Annotated in this window: 19 protein-coding genes; 15 read left to right on the top strand and 4 right to left on the bottom strand. The window is 65.8% G+C overall.

The features are described 5' to 3' along the window. Positions 1–260: 260 nt before the first annotated feature. Positions 261–455: a hypothetical protein gene (locus EEB15_RS33620; protein WP_158290045.1), complete on the top strand. Its 195-nt coding sequence runs from the start codon at positions 261–263 to the stop codon at positions 453–455. Positions 456–469: 14 nt separating this feature from the next. On the opposite strand, the gene EEB15_RS08590 is transcribed toward EEB15_RS33620, so the two are convergent. Further along, positions 470–793, bottom strand: coding sequence for a hypothetical protein (locus EEB15_RS08590; protein WP_141509418.1), 324 nt, complete (start codon positions 791–793; stop codon positions 470–472). Between the two features lie 11 nt (positions 794–804). On the opposite strand from EEB15_RS08590, the gene EEB15_RS08585 reads away from it, so the two are divergent. From EEB15_RS08585 to EEB15_RS08555, 7 genes are all read left to right on the top strand, one after another. Beyond that, positions 805–1,761, top strand: coding sequence for a M23 family metallopeptidase (locus EEB15_RS08585; protein ID WP_141509417.1), 957 nt, complete (start codon positions 805–807; stop codon positions 1,759–1,761). Positions 1,762–1,886: 125 nt separating this feature from the next. Further along, complete coding sequence (secA, locus tag EEB15_RS08580) at positions 1,887–4,649, top strand: preprotein translocase subunit SecA (protein ID WP_141509416.1); 2,763 nt, start codon at positions 1,887–1,889, stop codon at positions 4,647–4,649. A 176-nt stretch (positions 4,650–4,825) separates the two neighbouring features. Next, positions 4,826–5,524 carry an iron-containing redox enzyme family protein gene (locus EEB15_RS08575; RefSeq protein ID WP_141509415.1) on the top strand — a complete coding sequence of 233 codons (699 nt, stop codon included), beginning with the start codon at positions 4,826–4,828 and terminating at the stop codon, positions 5,522–5,524. Next, positions 5,521–5,775 carry a hypothetical protein gene (locus EEB15_RS08570; RefSeq protein ID WP_141509414.1) on the top strand — a complete coding sequence of 85 codons (255 nt, stop codon included), beginning with the start codon at positions 5,521–5,523 and terminating at the stop codon, positions 5,773–5,775. Before EEB15_RS08575 ends, EEB15_RS08570 begins: the two co-directional genes overlap by 4 nt. Further along, positions 5,742–6,164, top strand: a complete 423-nt coding sequence (locus EEB15_RS08565; protein WP_233259429.1) for an N-acetyltransferase — start codon at positions 5,742–5,744, stop codon at positions 6,162–6,164. Before EEB15_RS08570 ends, EEB15_RS08565 begins: the two co-directional genes overlap by 34 nt. Then, entirely contained in the window at positions 6,161–8,674 is a 2,514-nt protein-coding gene (locus EEB15_RS08560; protein WP_141509413.1) for a response regulator, read from the top strand. The genes EEB15_RS08565 and EEB15_RS08560 overlap by 4 nt, the downstream gene beginning before the upstream one ends. Beyond that, positions 8,671–9,858, top strand: coding sequence for a hybrid sensor histidine kinase/response regulator (locus EEB15_RS08555; protein WP_233259417.1), 1,188 nt, complete (start codon positions 8,671–8,673; stop codon positions 9,856–9,858). The genes EEB15_RS08560 and EEB15_RS08555 overlap by 4 nt, the downstream gene beginning before the upstream one ends. A gap of 7 nt (positions 9,859–9,865) precedes the next feature. On the opposite strand, the gene EEB15_RS08550 is transcribed toward EEB15_RS08555, so the two are convergent. Further along, the gene (locus EEB15_RS08550; protein WP_141509412.1) at positions 9,866–10,843 is read right to left on the bottom strand and encodes a response regulator; all 978 of its coding nucleotides are present in this window, start codon (positions 10,841–10,843) and stop codon (positions 9,866–9,868) included. A gap of 88 nt (positions 10,844–10,931) precedes the next feature. On the opposite strand from EEB15_RS08550, the gene EEB15_RS08545 reads away from it, so the two are divergent. The 3 genes from EEB15_RS08545 to EEB15_RS08535 all read left to right on the top strand — a co-directional run bounded on the left by EEB15_RS08545 (position 10,932) and on the right by EEB15_RS08535 (position 13,393). Beyond that, on the top strand, positions 10,932–11,600 hold the full coding sequence (locus EEB15_RS08545; RefSeq protein WP_141509411.1) for a helix-turn-helix transcriptional regulator: 669 nt from the start codon (positions 10,932–10,934) through the stop codon (positions 11,598–11,600). A 67-nt stretch (positions 11,601–11,667) separates the two neighbouring features. Beyond that, positions 11,668–12,597 (top strand): hypothetical protein, encoded by a 930-nt coding sequence (locus EEB15_RS08540; protein WP_141509410.1) that lies wholly within the window; start codon positions 11,668–11,670, stop codon positions 12,595–12,597. 25 nt (positions 12,598–12,622) lie between these two features. Then, entirely contained in the window at positions 12,623–13,393 is a 771-nt protein-coding gene (locus EEB15_RS08535) for a type III pantothenate kinase (protein WP_141509409.1), read from the top strand. Positions 13,394–13,400: 7 nt separating this feature from the next. On the opposite strand, the gene EEB15_RS08530 is transcribed toward EEB15_RS08535, so the two are convergent. After that, positions 13,401–14,597 (bottom strand): M20 aminoacylase family protein, encoded by a 1,197-nt coding sequence (locus tag EEB15_RS08530; protein ID WP_141509408.1) that lies wholly within the window; start codon positions 14,595–14,597, stop codon positions 13,401–13,403. A 93-nt stretch (positions 14,598–14,690) separates the two neighbouring features. On the opposite strand from EEB15_RS08530, the gene argE reads away from it, so the two are divergent. Beyond that, on the top strand, positions 14,691–15,866 hold the full coding sequence (gene argE / locus EEB15_RS08525; RefSeq protein ID WP_141509407.1) for an acetylornithine deacetylase: 1,176 nt from the start codon (positions 14,691–14,693) through the stop codon (positions 15,864–15,866). A gap of 532 nt (positions 15,867–16,398) precedes the next feature. Here the strand turns inward: argE and EEB15_RS08520 are convergent. Then, positions 16,399–17,529: an ABC transporter substrate-binding protein gene (locus EEB15_RS08520; RefSeq protein ID WP_141509406.1), complete on the bottom strand. Its 1,131-nt coding sequence runs from the start codon at positions 17,527–17,529 to the stop codon at positions 16,399–16,401. A 61-nt stretch (positions 17,530–17,590) separates the two neighbouring features. Between EEB15_RS08520 and EEB15_RS08515 the strand changes: the two genes are divergently transcribed. From EEB15_RS08515 to EEB15_RS08505, 3 genes are read left to right on the top strand one after another with little or no spacing between them, the layout of a single operon-like run. Next, on the top strand, positions 17,591–19,669 hold the full coding sequence (locus EEB15_RS08515; RefSeq protein ID WP_141509405.1) for a molybdopterin-dependent oxidoreductase: 2,079 nt from the start codon (positions 17,591–17,593) through the stop codon (positions 19,667–19,669). A gap of 14 nt (positions 19,670–19,683) precedes the next feature. Continuing rightward, positions 19,684–20,757, top strand: a complete 1,074-nt coding sequence (locus EEB15_RS08510; protein ID WP_141509404.1) for an aminopeptidase — start codon at positions 19,684–19,686, stop codon at positions 20,755–20,757. Further along, a complete protein-coding gene (locus tag EEB15_RS08505; RefSeq protein WP_141509403.1) occupies positions 20,750–21,160 on the top strand; it encodes a polyhydroxyalkanoic acid system family protein in 411 nt (136 codons plus the stop codon). The genes EEB15_RS08510 and EEB15_RS08505 overlap by 8 nt, the downstream gene beginning before the upstream one ends. Positions 21,161–21,165: the final 5 nt, after the last annotated feature.

Raw genomic sequence — 21,165 nt, 5'->3', positions numbered from 1 at the left:
GGGATCCGTGGCGTACGTCCGGCTGCGACGCGCCCCGGAAGTCCCGATCCGCTCCACCGGGATCGGAAATCCGCATCACCCGTTCTTCGGCGATCATCGGGGGTTGCAACCACAGGTGGACCCACATGCGAATCTCCCCTTTTCTCGCGACTATTTTGCTGGCCGGCTGTGCCTCCCACGGATTCGATGGGTTTCACGGGACCCGGTCGCACGGCTCATGGCTCCAGGACGTCGGCAAGCGCCCCAATCCGCTCGTTGAAATGAGCACCGAGCAGGCCGCCGCCCTCACGGCCGAGGCGCTACGTCTGCGCGAGCGTGCCGACGCCGTGCGCGTTCGGCTGGCTTCCGAAGCCGATCGCCGCCAACGCTTTCGCTACTACGAGCAATTGCGCCTTATCGGCGACGACCTCCGCCCCCTCGAAGCGCAACTGCGCGATGCAGGCCGCCTGGCCTGACGCATTGCAACTGCTTACTTTTGGCCGGTTTGAACCTTGAGGCGAATTGAGGTAACCTGCCACCCCCGGTCGCACAGATGAGCCATGAGAGCAGGGACCACCTGCCTTAGTTTTGCGGCCGCGGCGTTGCTGTCCACCAGCAGGCACCAGTCCGGACCGTCAATCGGCCCGGCCCTGACGGCGGAACGCAGCGGGCCAGGGATCAACAATCGAATTGCATCGAGCCGTTCGCCCGATTCACGCGCGAGCTGCACCAGCCCCGCCAACGTTGGGGAGGCTTCGGCAGCCTGCTGCAAGGTCACGGGGTGCAGGCGTCGGGTGGTCGAGGGCGTCGTCATAGGGGACAAGATTGCATTTCATTATCACGGATGCGTGGTTGGCCAAGAGCCGCGCAGTGCACCTGAGCGGCACCAAGCTGGTCGTGGTGTTCGCTGGGCTCTCCCTGGGGTTGATGATGGCCGCCGCCGGCCTGTACCACTGGGTGTTCCTGAAGGGCGCCCGCGAGGGCTGGCCGATCATCGGCACGCTGGTCAAGCTGGTGGTCAAGGACGAATTCGAGCAACGCGACCGCTTCATGCGCGAGAACCTCGACGCCATGGCCCGGCGGCTGGGCGAGATGCAGGCCAAGCTGGTTCAGCTCGAAGCACTGGGCGAGCGGGTGTCCGGCCTCGCGGGCGTCAATCCCGCTGAAATCAAGACGACGCCCGGCCGCGGCGGGGCCCTCGTGTCCGGGCGCTCCCTCACGATGGAAGAGCTGCAGGCCACGTTGCTGGACCTGGACCAGCTGTCCAGCCAGAACACCGACTTGCTCACCGTGATGGAGTCGCGCCTTTTCGACCAGAAGATCAAGAACATGATGGTGCCCACGCAGCAGCCGGTGCAGGCCGGGCACGTGGGTTCGTCCTTTGGCTGGCGCATCGATCCATTCAGCGGCCGTTCTGCTCTCCACACGGGCCTGGACTTCCAGGCTGACCCGGGCACGCCCATCCTCGCGGCGGCCGGCGGCGTGGTGGTTGAGCAAGATGTTCATCCCGCCTACGGCAACATGGTCGAGATCGACCACGGCAACAACCTGGTCACCCGTTACGCCCACGCCTCCAAGGTGTGGGTCAAGAAGGGCGATCTGGTCAAACGCGGCCAGAAAATTGCCGACGTCGGCACCACGGGCCGCTCCACCGGCCCGCACCTGCACTTCGAGGTGATGGTGCAAGGCGTGCCCCAGGACCCGCAGAAGTTCCTGGCCGCCGGGCGCGACCTGCCGGTCGTCGCGAGCGCCAAGGCCCTGAAGGCCACCGCCCACAGGTAAAATCCCTGGTTTGGCCGCCGCCCCGGGCTCTTGCTTTGGACGGCGGCAGCCCCATTTCATCCTGACAACACAAGGGATTGCGCTGCCCTGCTGGCTTCGAAGCCCGGCAGGGCAGCATCGCATTCATGGCCAAGAACTTCCTCACCCAGATTTTCGGTTCGCGCAACGACCGCCTCCTCAAGCAATACCGCCGTTCCGTCGAGCGGATCAGTGCATTGGAGCCGGAGTTCGAGAAGCTCAGCGACGACGCACTGCGAGGAAAAACCCAGGAGTTCAAAGACCGCCTGGCCAAGGGCGAAACCCTGGACGACCTGCTGCCCGAGGCGTTCGCCGTCGTGCGCGAGGGCTCGAAGCGCGCGATGAAAATGCGCCACTTCGACGTCCAGATGCTGGGCGGCATGGCGCTGCACAACACCAAGATCGCCGAAATGGGTACCGGTGAGGGCAAGACGCTCACGGCCACGCTGCCGGTCTACCTGAACGCGCTGACAGGCAAGGGCGTGCACGTGGTGACGGTGAACGATTACCTCGCCAACCGCGACGCGCAGTGGATGGGCAAGCTCTACAACTTCCTCGGCTTGTCGACAGGCGTGAACCTGCCCAACATGCCGCGTGAGGAGAAGCAGGCCGCCTACCGCGCCGACATCACCTACGGAACGAACAACGAGTTCGGGTTCGACTACCTGCGCGACAACATGGTGTACGAAGTGGCCGACCGCGTGCAGCGCGGCCTGAACTACGCCATCGTCGACGAGGTGGACTCGATCCTGATCGACGAGGCCCGCACACCGCTGATCATCAGCGGCCAGGCCGAGGACCATACCGAGCTGTACATCGCCATCAACCGCGTGGTTCCGCTGCTCACCAAGCAGGAAGGCGAAGCCGATCCGCGCACGGGTGAAGGCATCATCAAGCCCGGCGACTTCACCGTCGACGAGAAGAGCCACCAGGTGTTCCTCACCGAGCAGGGCCACGAGAATGCCGAGCGCATCCTCTTCAACCTGGGCCTGATTCCCGAAGGCGCATCGCTGTACGACCCGGCCAACATCACGCTGATGCACCACCTGAACGCGGCGCTGCGGGCCAACCACCTGTACCACCGCGACCAGCACTACGTGAACCAGGACGGCGAAATCGTCATCGTCGACGAGTTCACCGGGCGCCTGATGTCGGGCCGGCGCTGGAGCGACGGCCTGCACCAGGCCGTGGAGGCCAAGGAAGGCGTGCAGATCCAGGCCGAAAACCAGACGCTCGCCTCGATCACCTTCCAGAACTACTTCCGCCTGTACGGCAAGCTCGCCGGCATGACCGGCACGGCCGACACCGAAGCCTACGAATTCCAGGAGATCTACGGTCTCGAGACCATCGTGATCCCGCAGAACCGGCCCAACGTCCGGCAGGACCAGCTCGATCGCGTGTACAAGACCACGCGCGAGAAGTACGAAGCGGCGATCAAGGACATTCGCGAGTGCTACGAGCGCGGCCAGCCGGTACTGGTCGGCACCACCTCGATCGAGAACTCCGAAATCATCGATGAGCTGCTGAACAAGGAGAACCTGCCGCACCAGGTGCTCAACGCCAAGCAGCATGCGCGTGAAGCAGAAATCGTCGCGCAGGCCGGCCGGCCGAAGATGATCACCATCGCCACCAACATGGCGGGCCGTGGCACCGACATCGTGCTGGGCGGCAATATCCAGAAGGCCATCGAAGCCGTTGAGGCCGACGAGACGCTGGACGAAGGCACCAGGCAGTCGCGCATCGCGCAGCTGCGCGCCGAGTGGGCCAAGGACCACGAGTTCGTCGTGGCCCAGGGCGGCCTGCGCATCATCGCCACCGAGCGCCACGAATCGCGCCGCATCGACAACCAGCTGCGCGGGCGCTCCGCCCGCCAGGGCGACCCCGGCTCTTCGCGCTTCTACCTGAGCCTGGATGACCCGCTGATGCGCATCTTCGCGGGCGAACGGGTCAAGGCGATCATGGAGCGCCTGAAGATGCCCGATGGCGAAGCCATCGAGGCCGGCATCGTCACGCGCAGCATCGAGAGCGCGCAGCGCAAGGTCGAGGCGCGGAATTTCGACATCCGCAAGCAGCTGCTCGAATACGACGACGTGTCGAACGACCAGCGCAAGGTGATCTACCAGCAGCGCAACGACATCCTGGACGCGAGCGACCTGGGCGCGCAGATCGCGTCGCTGCGCGAAGGCTGCTTCACCGACCTCACGCACCAGTTCGTGCCGCCGGAATCGGTGGAAGAGCAATGGGACCTGCCGGGGCTGGAGAAGGTGCTGGGCGACGAGTGGGGCATCCCGCTGTCGCTGCAGCAGGAAGTGCAGTCCGCAAGCAGCATCACCGACGAGGAAATCCTCGAGAAGGTGGTCAAGGTGGCCAACGAGGCATTCGACGCCAAGGTGCAGCAGATCGGCCCGGAGAACTTCACGCAGTTCGAGCGCATCGTGCTGCTGCAAAGCATCGACACGCACTGGCGCGAGCATCTCTCGGCGCTGGACTACCTGCGCCAGGGCATCCACCTGCGCGGCTACGCTCAAAAGCAGCCCAAGCAGGAATACAAGCGCGAGGCTTTCGAGCTGTTCGGCCAGTTGCTGGACTCGGTGAAGAACGAGGTCACCAAGATCCTGATGACGGTGCAGGTCCAATCGGGCGAACAGCTCGAACAGGCCGCCGAGGACATCGAGAGCCGCGCCGAGCGCATCTCCAACGTCACCTACAGCGCACCGACCGAGACCGGCGAGGTGCTGACCACGCTGGACGAGAGCACCGCGCGGCAGGCCGCTCCCGTTGTCGCTGACATGCCCCGGGTCGGCCGCAACGACCCTTGCCCGTGCGGGAGCGGCAAGAAGTTCAAGCAGTGCCACGGCAAGCTCGCATAAGCTGCCGGGCGCTGTGTTGACGGTGATTTTTTAGAACTTTGTTCGCGTAGGCCTGGGCAGCCCCTTCAGTATTTCTTCCGTTTTGGGTTCGACCCCTGTCAATGTTGACAGGGGGTTGAGCACGCGAAAGCGTGTTTAGTCCTTCAATTGAGGCATATATCTGACAGGGGTGCCTCATGGAAGTCGTTTCGCGCGTTCCGGTTGCCGGTAACGCGTTGTTCACCGAAACACTGCGCAAGACAGTCGATTCCGAGTGGGCAAAAATCAAGCAAGGCGCGTTCTGGCGCCGGGTCATGAGCGAGCCGGTGACCCCGGCCCTGTGGCGCAATTTCCTGGTCGAGGTCTATCACTACTCCCGGCATAACTCGATGAACCAGGCGGTGGCCGCGTTCGTGCCGGCACCCGAGGGCCTGCTGAAATTCGTCTACAAACATGCCGGCGAGGAACTGGGGCATGAACGCATGGTCACGCACGATTTGAAGAGCATCGGGATGCTCGACGAGCGGGACCTCACGGCCTCGCCGCTGCCGGCGACCGAAGCACTGATCGGCTATCTCTACTACGTGGCTCTGCGCTACGGCCCCATTGCGCGGCTGGGATACAGCTTTTGGGCGGAGGGCGCCCATGCGCATATCCAGGAGCCCATCCGCAAGGTCTGCGCCGACCTGAAGCTCACGAGCAAGAACGTCACGTTCTTCGGTTCCCACGCGGAAGCCGACGAAGCCCATATCCAGCAGGTGGAGGAAGCGATCGACCGGTTCGCGATTTCGCCCCAGGACCGGGAGCTCGTGACCCGCGTCTGTGTCACGACCTTGTCCCTCACCGGCCAGCTGCTCGAGCAGGTGGCGCAAAAGAGCATCCAGGAGCAGCCATGAACCTTCATGCCAGCCATACCCCTGCACACCGGTCCTTCGGAGTGATGATCCCGCCTTCGGTGCCGTTCGGATCCGAAGGCGTGGTGCTGCGCCACCTGAAGACGCCTGCCGAGATCGACTCCGTGCTGGACCTGCGCGAGGAGATCGACCTGTCGGTGCATGCGAGCGCAAGCTCGAATTTCGCTTCTCTCGAAAAAAAAGAGACGAATTGGGTTTTGTGTTCGCCTTCGAGCAGGGCGGCGATCTTATAGGGACTGTCCGCATGGTGCCCATGGGGCATGGGCTCACCCTGACTGAAGCGCTCTGTGCGCAGCTGGGAGACGCCGCGCCGGCGCTGTCGCCGGTCGACTGGGAAATCGGCCGCCTCGTCCTCGCCCCGGAACACCGGGCTGACGTGAACGCCTTGGGGCACTGCCTTCACCTGGCCCTCACGTACTCTTGTGCCCGCACGCGCGTGGACCACTATTACGCCGCCTGCACCCATGTCCTGAGCCGGCTGTACCGGCGGTTCGAGTTTGCTGCGTTTGCGCGTGACGTGCCGCTGGCCGGGACCGGGAAAGCCTACACCCTGATCCGCGGCAAGCCGGCACAGATCGCCCAGGCGCTTGAAGGCAAACTCCCGACGCTGAGGCCACAATGAGCGGCCACGAACGGAGCGCCATCGAGATGAACCCGCTCAAGAAGCTCTTTTCCCACTACAAGGCCTACCACGCGCACGGGCCGCTGCTGCTGTACTACACGAGCCTGGTGGGCTTCATCGTTTTCCCGGCGTTCTACCTGTTGCGCTTCACCAAGTCGGCGCCGGTGTACGACGACCTCAACTTCAGGCTGTTCAATGCGGCGATCTGCTTCATCCTGTTCCTGAAGAACCGTTGGCCCGAGCGCCTTAAGCCTTACTACCTCGCCTACTCGTATGCGGTGGTGCTCATCCTGTTTCCGCTCACGTTCATGTTCACTTCGCTCAAGCATGGCGGGGGCACCATCGCGGTGGGCAACACGCTGTTGGCGGCGTTCGTGGTCATCTTCCTGGCGGACTGGCGCAACGTGGTCGTCATCTTGCTCACCGGTTTCTGCGCCGCCATCGGCCTGTACGTGCTGACCGACCCGGACCCGCGCATGCCGGCCGACTATGTGCAGCGCCTGCCCATCCTGCTGGTCGTCGTGGTCTGCGGCAGCTTGTTCAAGTTCGCCCTTGAGAGCGCCACGGCTGAGAGGGTGCGGCATGCCTATGCGTCCCTGGCGGGCTCCATCGCGCACGAGATGCGCAACCCGTTGGGCCAGATCAGGCACAGCCTGGAAAGCCTGCGGCAATCCCTGCCGGCGCCGACCTTGAAGGCACAGGCCCAGGTATTGCAGCCCGGGGATGTGGACGCCCTCTACCGCCACCTGGCCCAGGGCGAGATCGCGGTGGAACGAGGCCTCCAGGTGATCTCGATGACGCTTGACGAAGTCAACGCCAAGCCGCTGAACCCGGGCGGGTTCGCTTACCTGTCGGCCTCGGAGGCATGCCACAAGGCGGTGCTGGAGTATGGCTACGACAGCCATGAGCAGCGCTCCCGCGTCAGCGTCGAAACCGTCAAGGACTTCCTGTTCCGCGGCGAGGAGACAGCGTTCCTGTTCGTCCTGTTCAACCTGATCAAGAACGCGCTTTACTACCTGCCGGCCTATCCACAAGCCCGGGTGGCCGTCACGATCGACGCCGGCACCGTGAAGGTGCGGGACACCGGGCCGGGCATCGCCCCCGAGCTGCAGCGCCGGTTGTTCGAGCCGTTTCGCACCAGCAAGTCCGGCGGCACGGGCCTCGGCCTGGCCTATTGCCGCCGCGTGATGCGCGCGTTCGGCGGCGACATCGCTTGCGAGTCGGTCCAGGGCGAATACACCCAGTTCATTCTGACGTTTCCCCCCGTCACCGCACAAGAGCGCGAGGTGCATCGCCACACGGTCGTGGCCAAGGCCAAGGCGGTGTTCGTGCGGCGTCGGCTGCTGGTGGTGGATGACGACGCGGCCTTGCGAAAGTCCACGCGGATGAAGCTGGCGCCCGTGGAAGCCGTGGTCGACGAAGCCGCGGATGGGAAGCAGGCGCTGGCGATGCTGTCGAACTTCCGCTACGACCTCGTATTGTTGGACCTCAACATGCCGGGCATGGACGGTTACGCGGTCGCCGAACAGATTCGCGCGGGGCAGGCCCCCGGCAACCGCGACGTGTGCATCGTGGCCTATACCGGCGAGCCGGGCCCTGCAGCACGGGTCAAGACGCTCAAGGCAGGCATGGACGGCCTGGTCAACAAGCCGTGCGAGCAGGACGCCTTGTTGCGCGCGCTCTGCGAGGCGCTCGAGCACCCGGCTGGCCGGGCGCGGCTGGAGCATGGCGAACTCGAGGGCCAGCGCGTCCTGCTGGCGGACGACAACGCCTACAGCCGCAAGGCCGTTGCGGCTTACCTGCGGCGCGCGGGGGTAGAGGTGGCGGAGGCGGCCACAGGCGAGGCCGTCATGGCGCAATTGAACGCAGGCGGCGGCGCATGGGACGCGGTGCTGCTCGACATCAATATGCCGGGCATGAGCGGCCTGGACACGGCCCAGGCGATCCGCGCCAGCAGCACGGCCTGGCGCGACGTGCCCATCGTCGCGCTCACCGCGCACTCGAGCGCCGACATGATGGGGGCCGCACGCGCGGCGGGCATGGGCGAGTTCATCACCAAGCCCGTGGACGCGGCCGTGTTGTACGGCAAGCTGCGCCAGCTCACGTCGCGCGCCCCTGCAGGCCCCGCCACCCTGCCGCCGGCCCCGCCGCGGGCCGACGACCGCCTGCTCGACGTCGACCGGCTGGAGCGCTATCGCGAGATCGGGATGCTGGAAGAGCTGGTGGGCGACTACGTGCCCGAAATCGCGCGCCTGGTCGAGCGCCTGGACGCCGGTGCCGGGCGCAACGACCTGGCGCAGTGCATGGAATTGATGCACTCGCTCGTGGGCCTGAGCGGCGAGGCGGGAGCGGTCGCCTTGCATCGGCTGTCCAAGCAGATTTATGCGCAGGCGTCGCAGGACCATCGCCTGCCCGCCCAGGCCGGTTGGGTGGAGCCTATCGCGCTGTTGGCGAGCCAGTCGGCGCGAGCTTTGAACGAATACGTCGGACGGGAGGCGGGCGCGGTATGAGAGACTCTCTCGCCATGATGCAGCCCGGAGTTCAGCAAGCCGATCTGGCGATCCTCTTCGTCGACGATGAACCGACGTCCCGCAAGCTGTTTGCGCGCAGCTTCGGCGACGAATTCAGCATTGTCACCGCCGCCGGCGCCGGCGATGCGCTGCAGCTGCTGGCCCAGCGAGAACACGAATTTGCCGTGCTGCTGACCGACTACCGCATGCCTGAGCGCGATGGCATGAAGCTGCTGAAGACGGTGCGGCGCGACCACCGCCACCTGATCCGCCTTCTCGCCACCGCGTACGCCGAAAAAGACGTGGCCATCGCCGCGGTCAACCAGGGACAGGTGCTGCGCATCCTGGAAAAACCGCTGGACGAACAGGTCACGCGCGAAGCCTTGCGCGAGGCGATGGCCCTTTACCGTGCGCAGGCCTTCGAGCGCTCGCTGAACGAAGGCCGTGCCGTCGCCCTGCGCGAGACGATGGGCTTCCTCGCCCACGAGCTCAACACACCGCTGGCCACGGTGCGAGGTTTCGTCAGCACGGTGATTGCCCGGCACCAGCCGGCACCGGACGGTGTGCCGCCCGGCCTGGCAACTTTTGCCGAGGACCGCCCCGGTGAGCTGCTGGGCGCCCTGGAAAACGCAGAGCGCCGCGCGCTTTATTGCCAGTCGCTGGTCTCGACCTTCGTGCGCTCGGCGCGTGACGCGTTTCCCGGCGCGGCCCCACCGCCGGTTGCGGCCAGCGCGCTGGCGCAGTCGGTGCTCGACGAGTTTCCTTTCGACGCCGATGAGCGTGCCTGGGTGTCGACGGAAATCATTCAGGACTTCATGCTCCCGGGCCGCCGCGACCTGCTTTATCTTGTACTGTGCACGGTTGCCAAGAACGCGCTGATCGCCTTGCGCGGGCGGCCCCAGCCCAGCCTGCGTATCGAAGTGGGCCGCGACAGCGAAGGGGACAACGTGCGCCCATGGATCCGGTTTCGAGACAACGGCCCCGGAATCGCGCCCGCGATGCTGGCGCGGCTAACGCGAGAGCCCGTCACGACACGCGCCGACACCGGCGGCAACGGCATGGGCCTCATGTTCTGCCAGCGCGTCATGCAGTCGATGGGCGGCGAGATCCGTGTCACGTCGGAGCTGGGCCGCGGCACCGAAGTCTCGCTGTATTTCCGGCCGCGTCCGGCTGCGGCAGGCTGAGGCCCTGCTACATGCTCACATGGCGCGCTTCCTGGCGCGCCAGCCAGTTCGTAAAACCGTTGGCCGGGTCCGGGCCGCTGGGAGGGGTGATGTCGAACAATGCGCCGAACACCGATTCGTCCTGCCCGAGGGGGAAGGCGTTGACCAGTTCCACCGGCGACCGCGAGCCCAGTGCCTGGCGCAGCTCCAGGTTGGCGAGGCTGCGGCCCGCCCGGATATCTTCCAGCGCGGCGGGGGGCACGCCTTCGAGTTCGGCCAGCTCCGCCAGCGCGGCGAGCCCGGCGCGGCTTTCGAGCTGCAGCCAGCTGGCGCGCCCCGACCCGTCCAGGCCCAGCACGCCGAAGGGGTCGCCGATCGCGACGTGCTCGACCCAGCGCTTGGCAGCGAAGGCCGCGAGATCGCGGCTGATCGACGGGATGCGCAGCAATGCGTTCTGTTCCGGGCCGAGCGTGACACGCCAGGTCTGCGCATGACGCGCATTCGGTGTCGACAAGAGGTGCTCCACCGCGGAGATCAGCCGGCCCGCGATGTCGGGGCTTTGCTTCGGGATGAACTGGTCGATCAGGCCACGGTTGAACGCGCGCACCGCGATCTGTTCGTCGGCCTGGCCCGTCAGCAGCACGCGCGAGCCCGGCCACTCCACCAGCTCCGACAACGCCTGCAGGCCGTCCATGCTCGGCATCGAATAGTCCACCACGCACACGCGCGCCAGCGCATAGCGCTCGGTATATTTCGACCAGTAGTCCAGGACTTGCGGAATGAGCGGCTTGCCGGCGCGCCATTGGTCGATCAGCTGCTGCTGGTTCCACGCGTCGGCTTCCCAGAAGGGCGGCTCCTGCTGCAGGTAGTTGATGCACTCGTTCGGCTGCGTGAACAGCTTGACGTGCCACCGGCGCGGCAGCACCAGCGACAGCATCTCGAGGTAGTCGGGGTCGTCGTCCAGGAAGACGATGGTGCCGGGGCGGTGGAACAGCGAAAAATTCATGTGATCAAGTCCATTGACTGGAGGCTCCGTGCGAGTCCACCGATGATGCTATTGTCTCAGCCCGCTCGATGGAGGAACACTTAGGCGCATGGAGGTACCTGTTAACTTTGACAGCGTGAGCCTGGACGGGCTCCTGAACGACTGGGTTGGCGCCATGCGCGAATTCTCCGTCGAAGCTGTGGCCATTCTGGGGCCCAATCCATTCGGCGGCAACGAGGACAGGCAAGTCCTGGCGGTGCATCCGCCGGTGTTGGGCGAAGCCGCGCAGGCGCTGGCCGAGAGCCGCGACTTCGGTGCGCCCTGGCGCGACTCGGATGCGCCGCTGGTGGCGTGGCAATACATCGCCAAGAGCAACCACCTCGGGTCGAGCCGTTGGCGGCTGCTGTGGCTCGCGCATGGCTTCCAGACAGTGGTACGGGTGGAGTTCCCCCTGCCCGCCGGCCGCGCTTTCGAATGCTTCATGTTCAGCCCGCGCGAACTCGCCGACCGGGCCGAGGCCGCGGCACTGGTGTGGTCGGCGCTCAATATCTGGCCGCTGGTGCGGCGCAGCCTCGCCAATGCCCGTTCGCCCCTGAGCCCGCGTGAGCGCGAGTGCCTGGTGCTCGCCTTCCAGGGCCTCACGGCACGCGAGAGCTCGCAGCGCCTGCATTGCAGCGAGCGCACCGTCAACTACCACCTGGCCAATGCCATGGGAAAGCTCAAGGTCGACAACAAGATGGCGGCCATCCAGCGCGCTTGCTGGATCGGCGCCATCTGAAAGATGTGGCGGCGACTGGGCTCCCGTGGAAAGGTTTATATTGCGCCTCACTGTCCCCTGAAAGCCCATGGCCGATCACGACCGCACCGCTTCGCTGATGACCCCTGCCACGCTGGCCGCACAAGGCGCGCCCATGGCCGCGGCCTCGCCGGCAGCGTGGTTGAATCAGATGGCCGCGGACGCCGGCTACGCCCACGTGCGCCGGTTGGGTGAACTGCGAGAGGAAATGCAAAAGCAGGCGGGCCTGCGCGACTTCTCGCCCGTCACCGCTGAATTGACGCGCCTGGCCGAAGCGCTGCCGCAGCTGGACTTCGGCTTGCTGCAGGCGCGCGGCTGGTGGGCACGCACCACCGGCAAGAGCCGCACTGCCGGAGCCGAATTCGCGGCACAGTTCGAACGGATCGACGAAGTCACCCAGGGCTTGGCCAAGCAGGCGCAGGCTTTGCAAAAGAAGCCGCAGGCGCAGGGGACAGCGGGCGAGCTGTCGCTGGTCGAGCTCGAGGTCGAATACCGCGCCATCGAAAAAATCCTGAATCAGGGCGCGCGCTGGCTGCAGGACATGCGCACCCAGCTGAAGGCTCGCAAGGCCGCGCCCCATGACGAGCAGGCCGACAAGGAGATCAGGGATGACGCTGCCCGCTGCGAAATCCTGGTGGACAGGCTCAAGGCGCTGCGCGCGGTGGCCTCCGCGGCGCAGGCCGCGTACCAGCAGGCCCAGGCCGCATCGGCTCGCCGCCTCGCCTTATTGCAGCTTCTACAGCAAGCACTGGCATCGGACGTCACGGCCTGGCGGTCGCGCCTGGCTGCGCTGGCCGGTTCGGCGGGTGACAAGGGTTCGCCGGCCCTGAGTCTTGAAGCGCCCATGGAAAGCCATCGCGAATTGCAGCTGTGCGTCAAGCAGGCGATCGCCGACTGCGGTCAGCTGCAGGCTCAGGAAAAGGCGCTGGCCGAGAGCCTGGGCGTGCTTGGCGTGCAGACCGAAGCCGCCAAGTGCTGATGAATCCCCATACCGGCTGACCTCTGTGGCATTTCTCGCAATCGACATCGGCAACACACGCCTCAAGTGGGCGCTGTTCGAATCGGCGCGGCCCGGGGCCGAAGTAAAGGCGCAGGGCGCGGAATTTCTGGAGCACATCGACAAGCTCGCCGACGGCGCCTGGTCGGCGCTGCCCGCGCCCGCTCGCATGCTGGGCTGCGCTGTGGCGGCCGATGCAATCAAGCGCCGCGTCGAAGAGCAGATGGAAGAACTGTGGGACGTGTCCGCGCAATGGGTGGTGGCCAGCGCGGCCGAAGCGGGCCTTTCCAACGGCTATGACCATCCGACGCGGCTGGGCTCGGACCGCTGGGTCGCAATGATCGGTGCGCGCCACCGCATGTTGGCGCAGGGCGAGGCCCGGCCGTTGGTGGTGGTGATGGTCGGGACGGCGGTGACGGTGGAGGCGATCGATGCGCAGGGGCGGTTCCTGGGCGGCTTCATCCTCCCCGGCCACGGCATCATGCTGCGCGCGCTGGAGTCAGGCACCGCGGGCCTGCACGTGCCGACCGGCGACGTGCGCGAGTTCCCGACCAACACGAGTGACGCGCTGACCAGCGGCGGCACCTTTGCCATCGCCGGCGCGATCGAGCGCATGGTGCAGCACGTGCGGCGGCACTGCGGCGCCGAGCCGGTGGGTTACATGACCGGCGGTGCCGGCTGGAAGATGGCGCCGCACATGTCGGTGCCGTTCGAGCTGGTGGACAGCCTGATCTTCGACGGCCTGCTGGAAATCGCCCAGCAGCGCTTCGGCAGCTGACGGCCTTTCAGGCCCTGTCTTTCGAAAACCAGGCTTCGGCCAGCCGGACCCAATAGGTGGCGCCCAGCGGGATCAGCTCGTCGTTGAAATCGTAGCTGGGGTTGTGCAGCATGCACGGCCCGCCGCCATGCCCCATTTCGCGGTGGCTACCGTCGCCATTGGCGATGAAGCAGTACGCGCCCGGCTTGGCTTGCAGCATGTACGCGAAGTCTTCGGCGCCCATGGTCGGCTCCTGCACTTCGACGTTGGCCTCACCTACGATCGAAGCCATCACCGTGCGGGCGAATTCCGCCTCTGCGGCGGAATTGATCGTGGGCGGGTAGTTGCGCACGAACTCGAATTCACAGGTGGCGTCATGCGCAGCGCAGAGGTGTTCGGCAATCTGCTTCATGCGCCGCTCGATCAGGTCCAGCACTTCCAGCGTGAAAGTGCGCACCGTGCCCTGCAGTTCGCAGCTGTCGGGCACCACGTTGGTCGCCTCGCCCCCGTGGATCATGGTGACCGAGATCACGCCCGCATCGATCGGCTTCTTGTTGCGGCTGATGATGGTCTGGAACGCCTGCACCATCTCGCAGGCGATGGGCACGGGGTCGATGCCGTTGTGCGGCAAGGCGGCGTGGCTGCCGCGGCCCCGAATGACGATCTTGAACTCGTTGCTGGACGCCATCACCGGCCCCGGACTCACGGCGAACTTGCCGACGTCGTAGCCCGGCCAGTTGTGCATGCCGAACACGGCTTCCATCGGGAACTGCTCGAACAGGCCGTCGCTGATCATCTCGCGCGCGCCGCCGCCGCCTTCTTCGGCGGGCTGGAAGATCAGGTACACGGTGCCGTCGAAGTTGCTGTTCTTCGCGAAGTGCTGGGCCGCCGCCAGCAGCATCGCCACGTGCCCGTCATGGCCGCACGCGTGCATCTTGCCCGCGTTCTGGCTGGCGTGGCTGAAGGTGTTGAACTCCTGCATCGGCAGCGCGTCCATGTCGGCGCGCAGGCCGATGGCGCGCGAGCTGGTGCCGCTCTTGATGATGCCGACCACGCCCGTCTTGCCCAGGCCGCGGTGGATGGGGATGCCCCACTCGGTGAGTTTCTGCGCCACCACGTCCGCGGTGCGGACTTCTTCGAAGCAAAGTTCAGGATGGGCATGGATGTCGCGGCGGATGGCCGCGATGCTGGCCGCTTGCGTGACCACGGAGTCCAGGATATTCATATGTATTGATACGGCTTGGGGAACTGCCAGTCTAGCCCGCCTAAGCATCTCGCGCCACCGGGGTCTGTGCGGGATATCCGCGAGAATCGTGCAATGGACACGCCAACCCGAACGCCATCCCCGCGCGTGCTGGAACTCGCTCGCAGCCTCGTGCGCATGAACACCGTCAGCGCCAATTCGAACCTGGAGCTCATCCATTTCGTGCGCGACGAACTGGCAAGGCTGGGCGTGGCGAGCCGGCTCACCTTCAATGCGGACAAAACCAAGGCGAACCTCTTCGCTACGCTCGGCGAGGGCAAGCCCGGCGGAGTCATACTTTCCGGTCACACCGACACCGTACCCTGGGACGGCCAGGATTGGTCGCACGACCCCTTGAGCGCGCGAGTCGAGGATGGCCGGCTGTGGGGCCGCGGCTCGGCCGACATGAAGAGCTTCATCGCGATCGCGTTGGCGCATGCCAGCGACTTCCTGGAGAGCACGGCGCCGTTCGCGGTGCATCTGGCGTTCAGCTACGACGAGGAGGTGGGCTGCTTCGGCGTCAAGGAGCTCATTGCCGACATGCGCGATGCCGGCATCAAGCCGCTGGCCTGCATCGTCGGCGAGCCCACCGGCATGGTGCCGGCGATCGCGCACAAGGGCGTGTACCGCTACAAGTGCTGCGTGCGCGGCAAGGAGGCGCATTCATCGCTCACGCCGCAATCGGTCAACGCCATCGAGATGGCCGCGCGGCTCGTAGGCAAACTGCGCGACATGGCCGAAGGCTTCGAGCGCGAGGAGCCGCGCTACGAGGGCTTCGACGTGCCGTTCTCCACCGCGAGCGTCGGGCAGTTCCACGGCGGAATTGCCGACAACGTGGTGCCGCGCGATGCCGAATTTCGCTATGAATTCCGTGATTTGCCCACGGCCGACGCAGGCGCGATGCAGAAGGCCGTGATTGCCCATGCTCGCGCCCTTGAGCCGGCGATGAAGGTGGTGTCGGCGGAAGCGGGCTTCAGCTTCGAGACGATCTGCGAGATCCCCAGCTTCCTGGGCTCGGCCGATGACCCGGTCACGCGCTTGGCGCAGCGGCTCGCGGGGGAACAGGGCACGACACTCGTGGCCTTCGGCACCGAGGCCGGCCTCTTCAAGCGGTCCGGCATTCCCACCGTGGTTTGCGGCCCCGGCAGCATCACGCAGGCGCATCAGCCCGATGAGTACGTGAGCCTGGAACAGCTTGCTCGCTGCGAGGCTTTCATGCGCGGGTTGGCCGCTACGCGCGAGATTGGCTAGTGTCTTGTCAACGCCGCATTTCGTGGAGGCTGGCGCTCTTGGACCTCGCGGCAACGCCGTGCATGGCCGGGCCGCGGCGCGATGGCTACGCCTGAGCTTTATTCGCGCCGCGGCCCGGCCATGCACGGCGTTGCAGTGAGCGAGTGGCGGGCCAACGGTGGTGCGCCGATGTGTTGGCGGACCCGTGAAGCGTTGGCACTCCACCGGCGGCGCGCCTCGATGGTTTGCGAAGCTGTGCGTGGGCGGGCTGCGGCGCGAATAAAGCCCAGGCGCTTGCGGCGGGTGGCCCCGCGACCCAGCACGGCTTGCCGTGCGACCGTTTCATGCTCGCGGCACCTGTTTGAGCCCGGAGCGAAGCGCAGGCGAGTTGTGCCGCGCGGGTCGCGGGGTCTCCCGGCGCAAGGGATTCGGCAGGAGGTGCGAAGCACCGAAGCCGAACGCCGTAGCCATCGCGCCGCAGCCCGCCCACGCACAGCTTTGCCGCGAGGTCGACGCCGAACGTGTCTTTCCAACTTGCGGGGAAGCAGACCACTTACTCGCGCACCCGCCCCTGCGAGTCGATCAAGCTCAGCTCCACCAGCTTGGACGCGACGCGATCATCCGCGAAATGCACACGGAAGCCGCCGAGATTGACGTCGTCCAGCGCTTCCAGTGACTTCTTCAGGCGTGCGCGCGTGGGGTCGCGAGCGATCCGGCGCAGCGCCTCGGCGTACACGCGCGCGGCGATGTAGCCCTCGAGCATGTACACATTGGGCTTGCCGGTTTTCGCGGCTTGCGCGTCGGCAGTCATCTCGCGCACCACGGCCACCTTTGCCGTATCGCTCTTGGGCACCACGCGCACCACCACGACGCCCGCGCCGGCCGCACCGAGTTCCTCGGCAAGCAAGCTCTCACCGGTGTTGGAAAAACCGTAGATCGGGCCGCGGAACCCTTTGGCGCGCAGGTCGCGCACGGCGGCAGCCGCGCCGTTGGCGTCACCGATCACCAGCACGGATTCCGGCTTGGCGACCATGACCTTGTCCACGGCGTTGGCCACGGCACCCGTCGGAACCGCGGCGTTGGCCACGACGTTGGCGCCCAGGCTGCCCATCGTGCGCATAGCGGAGTCGAGCGCCGCCAGCGACTCGCTGTCCGTTGCGTGCAGGATGCCCAGGCGCTTGGCACCCAGGGTTTCGGCATGGCGGCCGATCGCGGCAGCCTCTTCGGCGTAGCCCGGCCGCACGGAGTACACGTTGCCGTACATGACGCCGCGGAATTCGTCCGCCGCCGCCATGGGTGCAAAGAGAAGAACGTCGCCGTCCTTGATCTGCGGGTAGATGGCCGTGACCTGCGGCGAGCCGTAGTAGCCGAACAGCGACAGCACGCCCTGTTCCAGCAGCTTCTTGGTGTTGGCGACCGCGAGCTGGGCGTTGCCGCGGTCATCGAGCGTGACCAGCTCGATCTTGCGGCCCTGGATGCCACCGGCCGCGTTCACGCGGTCGAAATACATCTTGGCGCCCTGGTGGAACGGCACGGCCAGCGAGGATCCCGGCCCGGTGAGCGCCACGGATTGGCCGATCACAATGCTGGTCTTCGTGACTCCTTCTTGAGCCAGGGCGGCGACACCCTGCAACGCCAGGACGGCTACCATCACGGTGCGCACCAACGATTCCATCAACCTCATGCTTGTCTCCTGCGGTCTTTGTATGAAATGCGGACCGGCGCGCAAACTATAGGGTTACCTCATGAGCAGCGCCATTGGCATCTCCCCTAGCGTCAGTCTGCTGAAAGCTTCCCAACAGGTCGTTCGAGGCGCCTGCCCGCACGACTGTCCCGACACCTGTTCGCTGTTGACCACGGTGGAAAATGGCGTTGCCATCAAGGTCAGCGGAAACCCGGCGCACCGCCCCACAGACGGCGTGCTGTGCAACAAGGTCTCGCGCTACACCGAGCGCACGTACCATCCTGACCGGGTCCTGCAGCCGTTGAAACGCGTCGGGCCGAAGGGCGCGGGCCGCTTCGAGCCCGTGAGTTGGGACGAAGCGATGAGCGACATCGTCAGCCGCCTTTCAGCAATTGCGGCGCGCGAACCACAGGCCATCCTGCCTTACAGCTACGCCGGCACCATGGGGCTCGTGCAGGGCGACGGCATGGCAGCGCGCTTTTTCCACAAGCTGGGGGCCTCGTTGCTGGACCGGACGATCTGTTCCAGCGCGGGCGGCGAGGCCCTCACGCAGACGCTCGGTGCGAAGGTCGGCATGAAGGTGGAGTTCTTCGCCGAAGCCAAGCTGATCCTGGTCTGGGGCAGCAACTCCATCACCAGCAACCTGCATTTCTGGCGGCTTGCGCAGGAAGCCAAGCGCAAAGGCGCCAAGCTGGTGTGCATCGATCCGCGCCGCACCGAAACGGCCGAAAAATGCCACGAGCATCTGCAGCTCTTGCCAGGCACCGACGCGGCGCTGGCCCTTGGGCTGATGCACGAGCTGGTCGTGAACGACTGGCTGGATCACGACTACATCGCGCAGCACACCAAGGGCTGGGAAGCGCTGCGCGAGAGGGCGCTGCGCTGGGGCCCCGAACGCGCCGCCGCCATTTGCGGCCTCGCCCCGGAGCAGATCCGCACGCTGGCGCGCGACTATGGGACGACGCAGCCGGCGGCGATCCGCCTCAACTACGGCATGCAGCGCGTGCGCGGCGGCGGCAACGCCGTGCGCGCCATCACCTGTCTGCCGGCGCTCACGGGTGCGTGGAGGCACCGCGCAGGCGGGGCGTTGCTTTCCAGCTCCGGCACCTTCCCGGTGAACAAGGCCGCCCTGCAACGGCCCGACCTGCTGGCAGGTCGCACGCCCCGCACCATCAACATGAGCACCATCGGTGACGACCTGCTGCGCGCTTCGTCGGCTGCGTTTGGTCCGCGGATCGAGGCGCTCGTGGTTTACAACACGAACCCGGTCGCGGTCGCACCCGAGTCGTCCAAAGTGGTGTCTGGGTTCGCGCGCGAAGATCTCTTCACGGTGGTTCTGGAGCACTTCCAGACAGACACGGCCGACTATGCAGACTACATCCTGCCGGCCACCACGCAGCTGGAGCACTGGGACGTGCACTTGGCCTACGGTCACACCGACGTGCTGCTGAATCGACCGGCGATTGCGCCGATCGGTCAGGCCAAACCCAATTCGCAGGTCTTCCGTGAATTGGCCAAACGCATGGGATTCACCGAACCCTGCTTCACGCAAGACGACGAGAACATGTGCCGCATGGCCTACGGTGATCGAATCGATTTCGACGTGCTGCTGGAGCAGGGGTTCGCGTCGTTGAATTTTCCCGACGCACCATTCGCGCAAGGCGGCTTCCCTACCGCGTCCGGCAAATGCGAATTCTTCAGCGAAGCGTTGGCGCGCCAGGGCCTGGACGGCCTGCCCGACCACCTTCCGAATTACGAAGTTCCGGGCACGTCGGCTCTTTATCCGCTGGCGATGATCTCGCCGCCCGCGCGCAATTTCTTGAACTCGAGTTTCGTCAATGTGCCCAGCCTTCAGGCGATCGAGCGCGAGCCCCTGCTCGAAATCCACGTGAACGACGCGCAGACCCGCGGCATCGTCACCGGCGCCGTGGTGCGGGTGTTCAATGACCGGGGCGAATATCGCTGCAAAGCTCACGTGTCGGACCGCGCCCGGCCGGGCGTCGTCAACGGCCTGGGCGTGTGGTGGCGCAAGCTCGGCCTGGATGGCACCAACGTCAACCAGCTCACCAGCCAACGCCTCACCGACATGGGCCGCGGGCCGGTGTTCTACGACTGTCTGGTCGAAGTCCAGGCGGCGTGAGGAAGCGATACGTCATGGCGGCTCTCGGTGTGACGGCAGTGGCGGGTGCTCTGTCCCTGCTGTGCCTCAGTGGCTGTGCCAACCTCGGGTACTACTGGCAATCCGCGACCGGCCACCTGAAGATGATGAATGCCGCAAAGCCGGTCGAGGAGTGGCTGGCGGACACTCAGGCACCGGAGCGATTGAAGACGCGGCTGGCGTTGAGCCAGCGCATTCGCACGTTCGCGGTCACCGAGCTGAAGCTTCCCGACAATCCCAGCTACCGCCGCTACGCCGATCTCAAACGCAACGCCGTCGTCTGGAACGTGGTGGCCGCGCCGGCGTATTCGGTGACCCTCAAGACATGGTGCTTTCCGGTGACGGGCTGCGTGAGCTACCGCGGCTATTTCGACGAAGCCCAGGCCCGTGCCGACGCCGCGCAACTGGCTCGCGAAGGCTATGAGTCGAATGTGTACCCGGTGCCGGCCTATTCCACGCTGGGCTGGATGAACTGGGCGGGGGGAGACCCGTTGCTGAACACCTTCATCGGCTACCCCGAAGGCGAGTTGGCGCGGCTGATCTTCCACGAGCTCGCGCACCAGGTCGTCTACGCCAAGAACGACACGATGTTCAACGAGTCCTTCGCCACGGCAGTCGAGCGGCTGGGTGGCGAACGCTGGCTCGCGATGCAGGCGCCCGAGGCCGCGAGGCAGGAATACGCCGAGTTCAATGGCCGCCGCAACCAGTTCCGCGCCCTCGCGCTGGCGACCCGCAAGCGGCTGGAAAAAATCTATGCGGACACGGGCGGGCCGGAACGCGATCGCCTGAAGCAGGAAGCGCTGCGCGACTTCCGCGCCGGGTATGCCAAATTGCGGGACAGCTGGGGCGGCGACCCGGCGCGCTTTCGCGGCTACGATCTGTACGTCGAGCGCGCGAACAACGCGTCGTTCGGCGCGCAGGCCGCGTATGACGAACTGGTGCCCGGCCTCGAGGCCCTGTTCGAACGCGAGGGCCGCGACTGGCAGCGATTCTATGATGCGGCCAAACGATTGGCCGATTTGCCCAAAGAAGAGCGGCACAAGCTGCTGAAGGAGATAGGTAGTGCCTGACATCCACATCACCCGCGACCATGCGCTGGGGTTGCCCGCCGCACGCAAGCTGGCGTTCCGCTGGGCCGAGACGGCCGAAGAAAAACTCGGCATGGAGTGCACTTACGAGGAGGGCAAGACCTCCGACCTGGTGACCTTCACGCGCGCCGGCGCCAACGGCGAGCTCAAGGTCACCAAGGACAGCTTCGTGCTCGACGCGCGGCTGGGCTTTCTGCTCGGTGCGTTCAAGGAGCGCATCGAAGGCGAGATCGTCAAGAACCTCGACAAGCTGCTGGCCGAGAAGGAGCCGCTCAGGGCCTTCGACCAGGCGCTGGAAAAGCGTGGCCATTCCAGGAAGGCGTCCCCCGCCGCGGCCTCGGCTCCGGTCGCGGTCAAAAAGGCGGTAGCCAAGAAAAAGGCCTGAGCCGG

The sequence above is a fragment of the Ramlibacter sp. WS9 genome (assembly GCF_003797765.1).
Lineage (GTDB): Bacteria > Pseudomonadota > Gammaproteobacteria > Burkholderiales > Burkholderiaceae_C > Ramlibacter.
Note: the sequence above shows the minus strand (reverse complement) of the source record. Positions and strands in the feature narration are given on the sequence as shown.

What these genes read in the sequence shown, in the direction of transcription:
- EEB15_RS08530 (WP_141509408.1), bottom strand. Translation starts at nt 14,597, where the DNA reads ATGAATATCCTGGACTCCGTGGTCACGCAAGCGGCCAGCATCGCGGCC.
- EEB15_RS08555 (WP_233259417.1), top strand. Translation starts at nt 8,671, where the DNA reads ATGAGAGACTCTCTCGCCATGATGCAGCCCGGAGTTCAGCAAGCCGAT.
- EEB15_RS08515 (WP_141509405.1), top strand. Translation starts at nt 17,591, where the DNA reads ATGAGCAGCGCCATTGGCATCTCCCCTAGCGTCAGTCTGCTGAAAGCT.
- EEB15_RS08570 (WP_141509414.1), top strand. Translation starts at nt 5,521, where the DNA reads ATGAACCTTCATGCCAGCCATACCCCTGCACACCGGTCCTTCGGAGTG.
- EEB15_RS08590 (WP_141509418.1), bottom strand. Translation starts at nt 793, where the DNA reads ATGACGACGCCCTCGACCACCCGACGCCTGCACCCCGTGACCTTGCAG.
- EEB15_RS08575 (WP_141509415.1), top strand. Translation starts at nt 4,826, where the DNA reads ATGGAAGTCGTTTCGCGCGTTCCGGTTGCCGGTAACGCGTTGTTCACC.
- EEB15_RS08540 (WP_141509410.1), top strand. Translation starts at nt 11,668, where the DNA reads ATGGCCGATCACGACCGCACCGCTTCGCTGATGACCCCTGCCACGCTG.
- secA (WP_141509416.1), top strand. Translation starts at nt 1,887, where the DNA reads ATGGCCAAGAACTTCCTCACCCAGATTTTCGGTTCGCGCAACGACCGC.
- EEB15_RS08550 (WP_141509412.1), bottom strand. Translation starts at nt 10,843, where the DNA reads ATGAATTTTTCGCTGTTCCACCGCCCCGGCACCATCGTCTTCCTGGAC.
- argE (WP_141509407.1), top strand. Translation starts at nt 14,691, where the DNA reads ATGGACACGCCAACCCGAACGCCATCCCCGCGCGTGCTGGAACTCGCT.
- EEB15_RS33620 (WP_158290045.1), top strand. Translation starts at nt 261, where the DNA reads ATGAGCACCGAGCAGGCCGCCGCCCTCACGGCCGAGGCGCTACGTCTG.
- EEB15_RS08520 (WP_141509406.1), bottom strand. Translation starts at nt 17,529, where the DNA reads ATGAGGTTGATGGAATCGTTGGTGCGCACCGTGATGGTAGCCGTCCTG.
- EEB15_RS08545 (WP_141509411.1), top strand. Translation starts at nt 10,932, where the DNA reads ATGGAGGTACCTGTTAACTTTGACAGCGTGAGCCTGGACGGGCTCCTG.
- EEB15_RS08560 (WP_141509413.1), top strand. Translation starts at nt 6,161, where the DNA reads ATGAGCGGCCACGAACGGAGCGCCATCGAGATGAACCCGCTCAAGAAG.
- EEB15_RS08510 (WP_141509404.1), top strand. Translation starts at nt 19,684, where the DNA reads ATGGCGGCTCTCGGTGTGACGGCAGTGGCGGGTGCTCTGTCCCTGCTG.